The 14,872-nt window shown below is 61.3% G+C and carries 11 protein-coding genes and 1 pseudogene; 10 read left to right on the top strand and 2 right to left on the bottom strand.

Annotated features, from left to right (window positions below):
• Positions 1-641: acyl-CoA dehydrogenase family protein (locus B2V90_RS11425; RefSeq protein WP_293921346.1), on the top strand; the 641-nt coding region annotated here is incomplete at its 5' end.
• Between the two features lie 334 nt (positions 642-975).
• Complete coding sequence (locus B2V90_RS11420; protein WP_228221275.1) at positions 976-3,021, top strand: 3-hydroxyacyl-CoA dehydrogenase NAD-binding domain-containing protein; 2,046 nt, start codon at positions 976-978, stop codon at positions 3,019-3,021.
• 46 nt (positions 3,022-3,067) lie between these two features.
• Here B2V90_RS11420 and B2V90_RS11415 read toward each other — a convergent pair whose 3' ends face one another.
• Both B2V90_RS11415 and B2V90_RS11410 read right to left on the bottom strand, forming a co-directional pair.
• Positions 3,068-4,384 (bottom strand): spinster family MFS transporter, encoded by a 1,317-nt coding sequence (locus tag B2V90_RS11415; RefSeq protein WP_228221276.1) that lies wholly within the window; start codon positions 4,382-4,384, stop codon positions 3,068-3,070.
• A 117-nt stretch (positions 4,385-4,501) separates the two neighbouring features.
• Positions 4,502-5,611, bottom strand: coding sequence for an amidohydrolase family protein (locus B2V90_RS11410; protein WP_066863590.1), 1,110 nt, complete (start codon positions 5,609-5,611; stop codon positions 4,502-4,504).
• Positions 5,612-6,253: 642 nt separating this feature from the next.
• Between B2V90_RS11410 and B2V90_RS11405 the strand changes: the two genes are divergently transcribed.
• From B2V90_RS11405 to B2V90_RS11370, 8 genes and pseudogenes are all read left to right on the top strand, one after another.
• Positions 6,254-8,698, top strand: a complete 2,445-nt coding sequence (locus B2V90_RS11405) for a TonB-dependent receptor (RefSeq protein WP_066863587.1) — start codon at positions 6,254-6,256, stop codon at positions 8,696-8,698.
• 129 nt (positions 8,699-8,827) lie between these two features.
• Positions 8,828-9,586, top strand: coding sequence for a FadR/GntR family transcriptional regulator (locus B2V90_RS11400; protein WP_228221278.1), 759 nt, complete (start codon positions 8,828-8,830; stop codon positions 9,584-9,586).
• A 14-nt stretch (positions 9,587-9,600) separates the two neighbouring features.
• Positions 9,601-10,824: an alpha/beta fold hydrolase gene (locus tag B2V90_RS11395; protein ID WP_228221279.1), complete on the top strand. Its 1,224-nt coding sequence runs from the start codon at positions 9,601-9,603 to the stop codon at positions 10,822-10,824.
• A gap of 182 nt (positions 10,825-11,006) precedes the next feature.
• Positions 11,007-12,224, top strand: a complete 1,218-nt coding sequence (locus tag B2V90_RS11390; RefSeq protein WP_228221280.1) for a thiolase C-terminal domain-containing protein — start codon at positions 11,007-11,009, stop codon at positions 12,222-12,224.
• Complete coding sequence (locus B2V90_RS11385; protein ID WP_228221281.1) at positions 12,224-12,661, top strand: Zn-ribbon domain-containing OB-fold protein; 438 nt, start codon at positions 12,224-12,226, stop codon at positions 12,659-12,661. The genes B2V90_RS11390 and B2V90_RS11385 overlap by 1 nt, the downstream gene beginning before the upstream one ends.
• On the top strand, positions 12,658-14,007 hold the full coding sequence (locus B2V90_RS11380; protein ID WP_228221282.1) for a phenylacetate--CoA ligase family protein: 1,350 nt from the start codon (positions 12,658-12,660) through the stop codon (positions 14,005-14,007). Before B2V90_RS11385 ends, B2V90_RS11380 begins: the two co-directional genes overlap by 4 nt.
• An 8-nt stretch (positions 14,008-14,015) precedes the next feature.
• Positions 14,016-14,681, top strand: coding sequence for a hypothetical protein (locus B2V90_RS11375; RefSeq protein ID WP_293921338.1), 666 nt, complete (start codon positions 14,016-14,018; stop codon positions 14,679-14,681).
• A pseudogene (locus B2V90_RS11370) lies at positions 14,678-14,872 on the top strand (alpha/beta hydrolase); the annotation flags it as partial. The gene B2V90_RS11375 and the pseudogene B2V90_RS11370, both read left to right, overlap by 4 nt.

Raw genomic sequence — 14,872 nt, 5'->3', positions numbered from 1 at the left:
ATATGATCCTCTTCTGCCGCACATCAGGCACGCCAGCCGATCGTCACGCCGGGACCAGCCAGTTGCTGATCGATCTCCATGCCACGCCCGGCATTGCCATCCGACCGATCATCGATCTGGCGGGCCAGCATCATTTCAACGAGGTTCATTTCGACGATGCGCTTGCGCCGCTCGACGCGCTGATCGGGCAGGAAGGCGATGGTTGGAACCAGGTGATGAGCGAACTCGCTTTTGAACGCTCCGGGCCGGAACGGTTTCTTTCCTCAATGCAGCTGATCGTGGAACTCATCGCCGTTCTGGGCAAGGGGCATGGCGATCTGGCCCGCGCTGCGATTGGCCGCCTGTCCGCCCATCTCATCATCCTGCGCCGCCTTTCGCGTGGGGTGGCGGCGATGCTGGACGCAGGCGAGAATCCCGCGCTCCATGCGGCCATCGTCAAGGATCTTGGCGCGGTCTTTGAACAATCCGTGCCCGACATCGCGCGCGGTCTGATCGATGCGGAACCCGACCTCGCCGCACGGGCCGACTATAATGCGGTCCTCGCGAAGATCGTGATGAATGCGCCCAGCTGGTCGCTGCGCGGGGGCACGCGGGAAATTCTGCGCGGCATCATCGCGCGGGGCTTGGGAGTGCGCGGCTAGCGATCGGCCCCCGTCGGACCGTCAGCGCCGGTCTGGGCGCGGGAAAAAGCCCTTCCAATGTTGGATTTCCTTTGCTTCAAAGGCGCTTGGCCCGGCCGCTGGACGGAGCGGCGGGACCACCCTGTCGCCGACGGGTCGAACGGCGCCATAAGGTGACATTGCAGCCGGTATCTTGCGGCACCTTTGTCGCTTTAGGCCCTTTGCACGCGCCGAACCGTCGGCCCCGCATCCGAAAGTGCACCTGGATAACTATGTTCTCTTTCTCCGGTTGCGCGGCGCGCCGAGTCAGGGCAAAGACCGATGCAAACATGCTTTGCAAATCGAGGAGCCTTTCATGAGCGAAGTCGGAAAATACAGCGTCGAGGACGGCGGCATCGGGGTGATCGAAATCGACAACCCCCCGGTCAATGCTCTGGGCATCAAGACGCGCCTGGCGCTCGATGCGGGCTTCCGCAAATTTGCGGAGGACGATAGCGTCAAGGCGATCGTCCTGATCTGCGGCGGCCGCACCTTCTTCGCCGGCGCCGATATTTCCGAATTCGGCCAGCCACCGCAGGAGCCCGGCCTGCACGCGGTATTCGACATCATCGAAAACGGTACCAAGCCGGTGGTTGCCGCGATCCATGGCACGGCGCTGGGCGGCGGTTACGAACTGGCGCTCATCTGCCATTATCGCATCGCCGTGCCGTCCGCGAAGGTCGGCCTGCCCGAAGTCAATCTGGGCCTGCTGCCCGGCGCCGGAGGCACGCAGCGTCTGCCGCGTATCGTCGGCGTCGAAACCGCCCTCGACATCATGACCGGCGGCGCACCGGTTCCCGCGAAAAAGGCGCTGGAACTGGGCATGATCGACGCCGTGGCTGAAGAGGGCAAACTGCGGGAGGACGCCATTGCCTTTGCTCGCACCGTCGTCGACAAGCCGCTCCAGCGCGTGCGCGACCGCCAGGACAAGGTGGCGCCATCGCGCGGCAAGCCTGAAATCTACGAAGCCTATCTCAAGAAGAATGCCCGTGCCTTCCGCGGCTTCAAGGCGCCCTATAATATCGTCCGCGCCATTGAAGCGGCCGCCGAGATCGAGGATTTCGACAAGGGTATCGAACGGGAAAAGGAACTGTTCGACGAATTGGTGACCAGCACCGAGTCCGCGGCGCAACGCTATTATTTCTTTGCCGAGCGTGAGACGGCCAAGGTCCCCGACGTGCCCAAGGACACGGCGACGATCCCCATCAAGACCGTGGGCGTCATCGGCGCAGGCACGATGGGTGGCGGGATCACCATGAACTTCCTCAATGTCGGCATTCCCGTCACTCTCGTGGAAATGACGCAGGAGGCGCTGGACCGCGGTGTCGGCGTAATTCGCAAGAATTATGAGAATACGGCCAAGAAAGGCCGCATGACTGCCGAGCAGGTAGAGCAGCGCATGGCGCTCATCACGCCCAGGCTGGGGCTGGAAGCGCTGGGCGAGGTCGATCTTGTCATCGAGGCGGTTTATGAGGAGATGGGCGTCAAGAAGGACGTCTTCGGCAAGCTCGACAAGATCGCCAAGCAGGGGGCGATCCTGGCGTCCAACACCTCCTTCCTCGATCTGGACGAGATTGCGGCGGCGACCAGCAGGCCTGACTGGGTGATCGGCCTCCACTTCTTTTCGCCTGCCAACGTCATGCGCCTGCTTGAAGTGGTGCGCGGGGCGAAGACGTCGAAGGAAGTGATCGCGACGGCCATGGCGCTCGCCAAGAAGATCGGCAAGGTGCCTGTCCTTTCCGGCGTCTGCTTTGGCTTCATCGCCAACCGCATCATGTCTCAGCGCGGGAAGCAGGCCGACGAACTCGTCCTCGAAGGGCCGACGCCGGAGGAAATCGACAAGGCCGTCTATGACTATGGTTTCGCCATGGGGCCGTTCCAGATGATCGATCTTGTCGGCCTTGATGTCATCGGCCGCGACGAGACCGAGCGCAGCGTTCGCGGCGACCTGGTCAAGATGGATCGCCTCGGCCAGAAGAAGAATGGCGGCTATTACGACTATGATGAAGACCGCAAGGCGACCCCGTCGCCGGTTGCGGCCGCCGCGATCGCGGATTTCGCCAGCTTCAAGGGCGTTGCGAACAAGGGCAAGCTGTCGGACGAGGATATCGTTGCCCGTCTGCTCTACCCGGTCGTCAACGAAGGCGCCAAGGTGCTGGAAGAAGGCATTGCCATCCGTGCCTCGGACGTCGATATCGCTGCGATCCTGGGCTATAACTGGCCCGTCTATACCGGTGGCCCGATGTTCTGGGGCGATACTGTCGGCCTGCAAAAGGTCGTCGACGGCTTGCAGGCCATGGGCATCGAGCCGTCCAGGCTGCTGGTAGAAAAGGCTGCAAAGGGCGAAAGCTTCACCCGCTGATACAGGATGGGCGCGGTCCGCCGGGCCGCGCCCATTGCCCTTTCATTTATTGAGCCGTCACCGGCCGTGCCGCGATTTCCCGCCGCACCAGCTTGGTACCAACGAAGCAAAGCAGGCCGCACGCGACCAGCCCGCCCAGCACGAAGACCAGAGAATAGCGGATCGCCTCCTTGCCGAAGCTCGGCTCCAGCAGGTCGTTCATGACGCCCACGAACACCGGACCCATGCCGATGCCCACAACCGTCGTGCTCAGCGTCAGCAAAGCGGTAATCATGCCACGGTTGCGGACCGGCGACATGCCTACGGCCACAGCATAGGTTGGCGGCATCCAGAAGGTCATGAACAGCTTGGAAAAGAACAGGCCCACCAGCGACAGCATGGGGTCGGCTGCCAGCAGGAAAAGCAGGCCGAAAGGCGCGGCCAGTATCGTGCCCCATCCGGCAACCTGCATATAGACCGCGAAATCGCCCTTAGCGACCCGATCCGCGATCCGCCCCGCGCCGACATTGCCGATAAACAGCCCGCCGGCCACCGCCAGCCCCATCAATCCTCCCACCTGCATCGTCGTCATCCCATGGACGCGAATATAAAAGGTCGGTCCCCACCCCAGGATCGAATAGCCCGCGAAGGAACAGCACATGGCGATGATGAGCAGCAGGCGCAGCGAGGGTGAACGCAGCGCGATGAGAAAGGCCTCCTTCAGCGGCGGCGTTTCCACCTGCTTGCCGACGCCCCCATCCGCCATGCCGCGCGGCGGATCCTTGACGGTCAGGCGGATGCCGATCGCCAGCAGCAGACCGGGCACCCCGACCACGATGAACGCGATCCGCCAGTCGAAGGCAGTGTTGAGCCATCCGCCGAAGAACAGGCCAAATGCGATGCCGATCGCCTGCGATGCCAGCCAGATGCCGATCACCGTGGCGCGTTGCGATATGGGATACAGGTCGGCGAGCAACGATTGGGTTGCGGGACCGCCGCCGGCTTCGCCGGATGCGACGCCGATGCGCGCGACGGCCAACTGAACGAAATTCTGGACGAATCCGCACAGCACCGTAGCAAGGCTCCACATTGTCAGGCAGCCGACCAGCACGTTACGCCGCGATCCCTTGTCGACCATCCGCGCGATCGGGATGCCGGCAATCACGTAAAAGGCGGAAAAGGCGATCCCCGACAGCAACCCCATCGCCGTGTCACTGACGCCCAGGTCTTTCTTGATCGGTTCCAGGAGGATCGCGAGAATCTGGCGATCGACGAAATTCACGACCCCGACCAGGCACAGGATGAACAGCACATAATGGCGTCGTGGCAGCGTCCACCAGCCATGTGTCGCGTCCGTGCCAAGCGCCTTGTCTATGGGCTCCATCCTCATGCTCCTTGATTGTTATCTATATAACCTAGACAACCATGTTCGGAGTGTGGGGACAAGCAAAAAGGGCCGCCACAGCCCGGGCGGCCCTCCCTTTGCTTGCAGCTGACAGCGTCAGGCGAGGATGAGTTGCGGGTCGGGATTGAGCGTATCATGCTTGAACTTGAACAGCCGCGCGGCGTTGCCGCCCAATATGTCGATCTTGTCCTGTTCGCTGATATCGATGCCCGCGAACAGTCCGTCGATCACGCTCCGTGAATGGGGGAAGGTGCCTTCCGCATGGGGATAGTCCGACGCCCACATCAGCGCACGCGTACCCGTCACCGATCGTGACATGATGCACGCGCGGTCGTGCTGGAACGAGCAGGTCACTTGCCGCTTGATGATCTCCGATGGCATCATCGACAGCTTGGGACGGACGAAGATGTCGTGCGCGACATAGACCTCGTCCATGCGCTCTGCAATCGCGGCCAGCCAGCTGGCGCCACATTCGATGACGGCGACCTGGGCCTTGGGATTACGGTCGAGCAGTCCCCCGGACACCATGTACATGATCGCGTTGATGCCATCGTTCATCTGCATACTGTAATTGATGACGGCCGCGCCCGGGCCACGCTCGTTGACGACGGTCTCGGCTCCAGTTCCGGTGTGCAGCACGAACACGATGCCCAGGTCGCCCGCCAGCTTGAACAACGGATCCCATGCTTCGTCATTATATTTGGGGATACCGGCCATCGGGATGGAAGGCAGCATGACGGCGGTGAAGCCTAGCGTCGCGATGCGGCGAAGTTCCTGCTGTGCATAGGCGAGGTTGCGCACCGGCAGCACGCCGCAGCGCACGAAACGATCGAGATGACCGGAAAAATACTCGTTGTTCCAATCATTGTAGATTTCGCACTGCGCCAGTTCGGCATCCTCGTCGTCGATTGCGTACAGCCACAGGCCAAGGCTCGGGAACGCGATCTCGGCGTCGATGCCGTCCTTTTCCATGTCGACCAGCCGCCCGCCCAGATCATGGATGCCCAACCGGGTCGCGCCACCAAAATCCGGATTCTTTGCCAGGCGCAGTTTGAAGATGGTCTTGTGCGCGGTCTTCGTGACCAGCGCGTCGCCCTCCTTCACGGTGTGCACCGCGTGCTCTTTCAGCGATGCGGGCAGATTGTCGAGAAACAGGCTGTTTGGTTCGCGCACATGGCTGTCGGCGCTGAAAATGAATGGTTTCATGGGCATTGTTCCTTTCCCAAGGGGCGCGTTGCGACGGCCCTCTATTCCTGACTTAATATTTCACCCCGTGCCTGACACGGATATCGATGCCGGGCGCCGGTCCGGCGCGATCAGCATCAAACCCCGCCCTTGCATGCCGGGCATCCGGGTCGGGGCGACGCAAACATCACCTACTCTGCACTTATACTATGTGTCGAAGCGCCTGTCTCGTAAAAAAAGATACCTCTTTCTAAAAAGGAATGCGTGGCTGTGCGGAATGTGACTGGGGCCATGTTCGGTCAACGGGCGCAGCGGTGGAGACCAAAGGGTGGGAGGGTCGATCGGGCGCAGTGGAATGATTCGCTTTTTGGCTCCCGGTTTCGACTGCCTTGCGGCGCTGGCAAGTTGCGCGATCAATGCGAAGCGGAGGGCGTGATCGGCATTATGTCGATGTGTCATCAAGATAGATAACTAGGTTATTGAGCATTATTGGATTAAACTTCGTACCTCGATAAAAGAGATACCTATCTTATTGCCTTCGCCGGGCTGAATGTGTAAATCAGCCTCATATGGACCCTAGAGAGGTTCTGATCCAAACAGAATGGGAGGTTGTCTGATATGCATCCACTTCGTCACTCGGCGCGGAGGGCTGTTTCGGGGCTCTTGCTTGGTACCGCGTTCGGAGCATTGTCGGTTACGCCGGCCTTCGCGCAGGCGCCGCAGGCCAGCGAACAGGGCGGCTTGCAAGACATCATAGTAACCGCGCGCAAGGTTGCCGAAAATCTTCAGGATGTTCCTGTTGCAGTTACGGCCTTTACCGCCGAAACACTGTTGCAACAGGGTGCGACCAAGGTATCCGACGTCGCGCGCACAACGCCCAGCCTGACCGTGCGTGAGTCGCCTTCCAATCCTACAGCCATTTCGATCACCTTGCGTGGTCAGGTACAGACGGACGTACTCGCGACGCTCGATCCCTCGGTTGGCACCTATGTAGACGACATGTATTGGTCGCGCGCTTATGGCCTGAATCAGGATCTGCTCGACCTTAGCAGCGTACAGGTGCTGAAGGGGCCGCAAGGCACGCTGTTCGGCCGCAACACGACCGGCGGCGCGATGCTGTTCGAAACCAACAATCCGAATTTCGACGGCGTCTCCGGCAGCATCGCGGCGACCTATGGTCGTTTCAACGAGCGTGTCGGAACAGTCGTCGTGAATATCCCCTTGATCGACGACAAGCTGGCAATCCGTGGAGCGCTCCAGCGCAACTTGCGCGATGGCTGGATGAAGGATCGCATCACCGGCGACAAATATAATGATCGCGACAACTGGGCTGCGCGCGGGAAGATCCTGTATCAGGCGACCGACAATTTGAGCTTTCTGTTCTCTGCGGAATATTTCAAGCAGGATGTCAATGCATCCGGTCGCCAGATGCTATATCTGATACCATCGGGACTGACGGCGCCATCCGCAGCGGGCAATGCCAGCTTGCAGGCGGCGGGTGCTGCTGCTGCGGCCACTCTGACAGCCGCCGGCCTGCCGGTGCCGACCGGCATCAACCCCTTCTCCTACCCGGCGATCGGTGCTTCGGGCGCGCTTCAGGCGGGCGGCAACCTGCGCAGCTATTATACAAGCCTGGGTGCTAGCGAGACCGCGCTGTCGCAGGGGGTGGCGGGCAATCCCAACCTCCCCGACGCATCGCCGCTGACGCGGGTCAAGACGCAGACATATAATGGCACGATCAATCTCGACACCTTCTTTGGTGCGATCAAGTTCGTCGGCGGCTGGCGCAAGGTAAGCACGACGTCAAGACTGGACCTGGACGGATCGGCCGCTCCCATCCATACCACGACCGGCGATCAGACCCTGACCCAATATTCGGGTGAGTTGCAGATCACGGGCACTGCGCTCGACGACGCGGTTGATTTCGCCGGTGGCGCCTTCTACTTTCATGAATCAGGGTTCGACACTTCTTCGTCCATATCTCTGCCATCGTTCAATCCCAATACATTGTTCTTCAATGGTGAACTCGATAATGACAGCATCGGCGCTTATGCCCAGGCCACCTATCATTTCACCGATCGCCTCTCCTTCACCGGCGGACTGCGCTACTCGGTGGATGACAAGGGTCTTACCACCAGAAACTCTACCCAGAACCGCACGAGCGGAACTATCGCATGTCAAATCCCGACAGCAACGGTGGCCAATGGCTGCGCGCTCCGCGTGCGCGATGATTTCGACGGCGTCTCCTATCTTGCGAGCCTCGACTACAAGCTGAGCGAGGATGTGCTCGTCTATCTCAAGACCAGCAAGGGCTTCCGTTCCGGCGGACAGAATCTGCGTGCCAACTCGGTCGCGACGGCCATCCCCTTCAAGCCCGAGATCGCCTATGCTCATGAGGCCGGCATCAAGAGCGAATTGTTCGATCGCCGCCTGCGCCTCAATCTGGCAGGCTATTATTCCAACGTGAACGACATCCAGCGGACCACGCTGATCGGCTTGGCCAACGGTACGACCCAGACGGTTCTGACCAACGCGGGCAAGATTCGCATCTGGGGCCTGGAAGGCGAATTTCTGGTCCAGCTGCCCGCTGGCTTCCAGGTCGGCGGGACCGGCAGCTACACCAATGCCAAATACAAGGACTATCAGGAACTGCCCAGCCGCACCAACCTGACCGGCAACCGTCTGGACGAACGGGTTGAAGGTGTACCGAAATGGACCTGGTCCCTGACCGGCAGCTACGAACACGCATTCGATTTCGGCCGGTTCAATCTGCGCACAGACTATAGCTGGACCTCCGCGATCAATCTTCAGCCTTATACACCCTTTATCGGGGATCCGCAGGGCGTGACCATCGATCCCAACACCGGCACGACTATCGCGCAGAACATCATCGACGCCACGACGTCGCCCAAGCAGGGCGTGTTGAGCGCGCGTGCCTCGCTATCGCTTATGAATGACAAGCTGGAACTGGCGGTGTTTGGTCGCAATCTGACGAACAATCGCAAGGTGGTTCAGGCCCTGTATGTCGGCGGTCTCGGCTATGTGTCGGGCGTGCATCGCGAACCTTTTACCTATGGCGGCACGATCACCTATCGCTTCGGCAACTGAGGAATTTGGGGAAGGCCGGCGCGCATGTTGCCGGCCTTCCTTGTCCAAGTCCCGCGCTTTTGTAATGAGCATGTTGCCCGGTCCCAGCAATCACGTCGCGACGGGAGCGGTAAGGACAGGATGCTCGACATGAACAATATTCTCGACCTCAACGAAGCTGTCGAATTGGGCGGTTCCGTGGTCGCACGCACAGTGCGGGAACTGACGGAACTCAGCCTTCAGGCCGGGGACGGGGACTATCTGGGATCCGAAGCCGAACTGCTCGAGCGCATGGGCATCAGCCGTCCGACCCTTCGTCAGGCAGCGAAAGTCGTGGAAAGTGACTGCCTCCTCTCGGTCCGCCGCGGCGTCAACGGGGGCTTCTATGCCACCCGGCCCAGTGCGCGGCATGTGGTCCAGTCTCCTGCACTGTGGCTCCGTCTCCAATCGGCGACACTGGAGCAGATGAACCGGGCGAGCATGTTGATCTACCCGACCGCCGGCGCGGAGGCGGCCAAATGCACCGATCCAAAATTGATCGCGGAACTCAGAAGCTTTCGGGCAGCGATCGACGAACGTGAGGCGCGAGAGGAAAATCAGCGGGAAACGCTGGATGCCGAAATCTTTTTGTCCCAGCTTATCGCGAACATGAGCGGGGATCCCGTCCTCATCCTCTTCATCGGCATCAGCTACACCTTCGGCCTGCTGGAACGAGAATATCGCTTTTACCGCCGCGCGCCCGAACGTCGCAGGCTCTGGCTGGCGCTACAGCGCAGCTATTGCGACGCCATATTGTCGGGCGACAGTGAAATCGCCCTGTTGATCGGGATGCGGCGCGGGCGGCAGGTCGAAAGCTGGATTGCGGAGGACAAGGCCGCCGCGGCGCGACGAGCGAGCGATGAGACATAAACGACAGGACAGGCATGATGGCACAACTTGACTATATCGGTTTTGGGGGTGTGCGTCTCGTCGCGCAGAGCTTCGGGCAAGAGGATGATCCGGGCATATTGCTGCTGCATGGCGGTGGTCAGACCCATGATGCTTGGCGGTCGGCAGCAGTCGCCCTCGCCGAAGCCGGGCGCTATGTCATCAGCCTTGATCTGCGAGGGCATGGCGCCAGCGAATGGCCTGCCGATGGTCGCTATGATCTCGATGCCTATAGCGGCGACATCCGCGCGGTCCTGGCGACATTGCGGTCCCGGCCCGTGATCGTGGCGGCATCGCTGGGGGGCTGGATCGCTACCGCCGTGCTGGGGGAAAGCGAAACCGCGCTGGCGACAGGTCTCGTGCTCGTTGATGCACCGCCCCGTATGGACCCGGCAGGGTCAAGCCGCATGAGCGAAACGCTGCGCCGTGTCGCGACTGCCAATGGCGGCCGATGGGATCCGCGCATTCTGGACAGTTTCGACACGCCAGCGGCGGAAGGTCGGCTGATTGATGCGGCGCGGCAGCTCAAGGTACCGACACTGATCGTTCGCGGGGAGCGCAGCACGCTCAGCACCCCCGAATCCGTCGCCGAACTTGCTGGCTGCATCGCCGATGTGGAGGCCGTCGAAATCAGCGACGCAGGGCATCTGGTCGCGGTCGACCAGGCGGACGCTTTCAACGCGCTTCTGCTCGATTTCCTGGAACGACGGGTCCCACTTTCGCCGCCCTCCTATGTCGCCGGCTCGGATTCCCGGACGCTGCGCGATGCGCTGGGCTGTTTTGCCACCGGCGTAACCGTCGTCACGACCCTCGACCCAGATGGCAACCCCGTCGGACTCACAGCCAATTCATTCACCTCCGTGTCGCTCGATCCGCCCCTTCTGCTTGTGTGTATTGCCAATAATGCAGGCAGTCTGCCCGCTTTTCTGACCGCCGACCATTTCGTGGTCAACGTCCTGCATATCGGCCAGCAACCGGTATCGGGCCGCTTTGCCAGTCGTACCGAAGATCGCTTCGGGCAGACCGATTGCGACATATGGGATAGCGGCGTGCCCGTAATCCGCCACTCGCTCGCCAGTTTCGAATGTGCCCGCGACACGGTTCATGACGCGGGCGATCATCAGATTCTGGTCGGACGCGTCAAGCGTGTTCAGTTCGAGCCGCACCGCGATCCCCTGCTCTATTTCCGCGGCAAATATCGCCGCTTGCATTTTAGCTGATCAGGTTGGCCTGACATATATTACTAGGTTTTATCAGTTCGCATTTTTGGCGTGACAAGAGGTACCCATTTAGGCCAGAAAGGTTTCGACAATAATCGCCTGTCCGTGATTCCATGGCCAGGACGGGACCGGGAGAGGCGCTTGCCCCGACCGGATACCGGAATCGAGAGAGCAGGAACGGGATGACCTGGGTAAATCAGGATAAATGCGCGATCGTCGGGATTGGCGCGACCGACTATTATGTTCGCGGTAAGAGCTGGCCGCGCACGATCAACGACATGGCGGGTGAAGCCATTTTGAAGGCGTGTGAGGATGCAGGCATCTCGGCCAACCAGATCGACGGCATCGCTTATTATTCCACCGCCGGCGCTGGCTATCTCGACAAGTTCGATACAGCAAGCCTGATGGAAACGCTGGGCATTCCCTATGTCGGCTTTTCCGCGACGCTGACCAGCGGGGGCGGCGGCTGCCCGGGCGCGATCGGTCTCGCGACGGCCGGCCTGATGAACCAGGATTGCACCTACACGGTGACGCTGATGGCGTTGCAGCAACTGCCCCAGCATCGGCTGGGCGTGGTGTTCGGCTCGTCCGCCCCCAATCCCGAAAACAGCTTCCTTCAACCTTCGGGCCTTGTCGGTCCCGGTCATCTGATGAGCGTCCTGGCCCGTCGTCACATGCACCTCTACGGCACGCAGCCCGAAGCCTTCAAGGAAATCGTCCAGGCCACCCGCGAGAATGCGCTGGACCGGCCCAAGGCGGTTCGTCGCAAGCCGTTGTCGGACGAGGAATATTGGAACTCGCCGATGTTGGCCGATCCATTGCGCCGGCTCGACTTCTGCCTGGAGACCGACGGCGCAGTAGCGGTCATCACGACAACGATGGACCGCGCCAGGGACTGCCGCCACAAGCCTGCCGTGGTGCATGGCGTCGCCCATGGCGGCACCCGCGAATGGGGACGGGCCTTTGCCTGGATGGGTATGCCCGATCCCGACTTTGCCTCGTCCGGCCACAAGTTCGTCGCGGACCGTATCTGGAGCCAGACGGGCCTGACGGCCAAGGATATGGATGTCGCGCTGATCTACGACCATTTTTCCTCCATGGTGCTGATGCAACTGGAAGATTATGGCTTCTGCGAAAAGGGCGAGGGCAGCGACTATGTCCTGTCCGGCAAGATTCGCTACGACAAGGCGACCAGGGGCGGCGTAAACGGCGGCGTGCCTGTAAACACTCACGGCGGCAACCTCAACGAAGCCTATATCATTGGCATGACTCACATCGTCGAGGGTGTGGAGCAGGTGCGCGGCACGACCGTCAACCAGGTCGAGGATTGTGAATTCGCACTTGTGACCGGCGGCCCTGCGTCGCTGCCCGTTTCCGGTCTCGTTCTGAGGAGGGCCTGATGAGCTACGGACCCGCACGCGTCCTTCCGGGCGACGGCATCAAGATCACCACCAATCCCGATACGGAACCCTTTTGGGAAGCCGCTCGGGAACAGCGGCTCACCGCCTGCCAGTGCGGCGATTGCGGCCATTTTCGTATGCCGCCTTCGCCCTATTGCCCCAGATGTCAGTCTACGCAGAAGGCATGGCCCGACCTGCCGGGCACCGGAACGATATTCAGCTTCGCCATCTGTTCGAAAAATCCCAAGACGGGTGAAGATTATATCTACGTTCCCGTCGTCGTCACCCTCGACGGCACCGACGACGCGCGCCTTGTGTCCAATCTGGGCGGCATCAATGCGGAGGATGTCCGCATCGGTCAGAAGGTCCAGGTGGACTGGAATCCGATTGACGACGGCTGGGTGTTGCCCGTTTTCAAGCCCGCGGAGGCCTTATGAGCCAGATCAGCGAAATCACCCGTCCCGTCACGGCGCAAGGGCCGCAGCCCGATGACCTGCGCTATCTCGACCCGCAGATCGAGACGCTCCCGCGTGCCGAACTGGACAAGCTGCAGGAATTGCGCCTGCTGGCGATGCTGCAATATGTCTATGACGGCAACGGTCTCATCCGCGAAGTGTGGGATGCGGCCGGGGTCAAGCCGTCGGACATAAAGTCGCTGGCCGATTATCGGGCGAAGGCGCCCTTCATCGACAAGGACATGATCCGCGACTATCGTGACAGCAACGATGATCCCTGCGGCGGGCTGCGTATCGCCGATTATCGCGACATTCCGCATGTCGGCTTCACGTCGGGCACGACCGGCGATCCGACCCCGGTGCCCAATGGCAAGGGCAGCGCCACCGAACCGGAAATCCTGCGCGAATTCTGGCAGATCGGCGCGCGCGGCGGCGACTATGTCACCTATATGATGTTCACCTTCCGGGGCGGCATCAACCGCACGTCCTTCCTCAACGAAGCGGGTTTCACGCCGATCCTGTCGCCGCATGATCCTGCGATGTTGCCGCAGATGATCGAGGCGATCGAAACCTATCGCCCGACCATTCTCTATATGCTCTCCACGCCGATGATGATCGGGCTGGAGAAGTTTTTCGAGACGAGCGACAAGGATCCGCGCGAGGTCTTCAAGTCGGTCAAGGGGGGCGTGTTCGGCGGCGAGCCGATGAGTCCGCGCTTCCAGAAGCTGGCCAAGGACTGGGGGATCGAGATTTTCGATTACACCTCGCTGGGCGACGTGACCGGCGCGATGGAATGTCGCGCGCATAACGGCTTCCACGCCTGGGAAGATCTGGCGCTGGTCGAAAATCTCGATCCTGATGGCAATCCGGTGCCCGATGGCGAGATGGGCGAACTGGTCGTCACAGCCCTGTCCGATCCCTGGGCGCCGCTGGTTCGCTTTCGTACAGCCGATCTCGTCAAGTTCGACCGCTCGCCATGCAGTTGTGGGCGCACCCATCTGCGCTTCTGGACGCTCGGCCGTGCCGGCGACCAGACATTCATCAATGGGACCGCGGTCCTGCCGCGCGACATCCAGGCGATCGTCGAACAATTCCCCGAAACCAAGGCGGCCCTGTTCCAGATCATCCGGCCCCAGGCCCGGATGGACTTGCTGCGTCTGCGCGTGGGTTATGACGGGCTGACCGACAGCCAGGAGGCGCTTGCGGCCCGTATCGCCAGCAAGGTGACGCAGGTGCTGGGCGTTCCGTCCGACATCGAACTGGTCCCGGCAGAAGAGTTGTTGAAGCTTGGCCCCCCCCAGAAAATCCCGAGGGTAACAAAGTCATGAGCGAGACCATGTCGATGATTCGCCCCAGCGCCATCGCGCAGTTCAGCGATAATGGCGTGACGCGGCTGCTGCCGATCAGCGAGCGCGAAGTGAACCGCACCATTGCCTTCTTCCGCCGCGTATTGGCGAGCGACTGGAATCTGCGCGGCCGCTTCGCGCTGATCCTGGGGACACAGGCCGACGCCTATTTCCTTGCCGCCTTCGAACGCGCGCTCCAGGAACGCGGCGTGACGGTGTGCAATTCGGAAGCCAATAGCTGGGATGGCGCCCGCACCGAAGCGACAATCCGCCGCTTCGACGTCGCGATCGTGGCCGTGGTGACGCCCATCGTCCTCGATGCCATCCGCAACGCGGGGCACGACGCGAAAACCCTGTTCCAGGGGAAGATCGTCTGGGCGCAGGGCGACGCCTATGATGCGCTGGAAGGGACCGAAGGGATTGACCTGCGCCGCTGGATACCGCTCGGCCCTGCTTTCGCGATCGAGGGACGGCACCGCGGGGGCGCTCATTATGACGGCCGCGAATGGCTGATAGAGACGCACGGTGACACCACCTATGTCACCAGCCGCCTTGATCGCGCCATGGCCTTCGACCGGCTGCCCGTGGCCCTGACGGCGCAGATCAATACCGATCCCTGTCCCGGCGGCGCCTTGGGGCCGCGCATCGTCCTTTGATCCGTTTCCACGGCCATGGCGGCGTTACGCTGGCGGCGGATGAGGCGGGGCCGTCCGATGGACCGAGCGTCATCTTTCTCCATGGCGGCGGCCAGACCCGCCTTGGGGCCGCGCATCGTCCTTTGATCCGTTTCCACGGCCATGGCGGCGTTACGCTGGCGGCGGATGAGGCGGGGCCGTCCGATGGACCG

This window comes from Sphingobium sp. UBA5915, from assembly GCF_002431195.1.
In the GTDB taxonomy this organism is placed as follows: domain Bacteria; phylum Pseudomonadota; class Alphaproteobacteria; order Sphingomonadales; family Sphingomonadaceae; genus Sphingobium; species Sphingobium soli.
The sequence above is the reverse complement of the archived record's forward strand: the minus strand, read 5'-3'. Positions and strand labels throughout refer to the sequence as shown.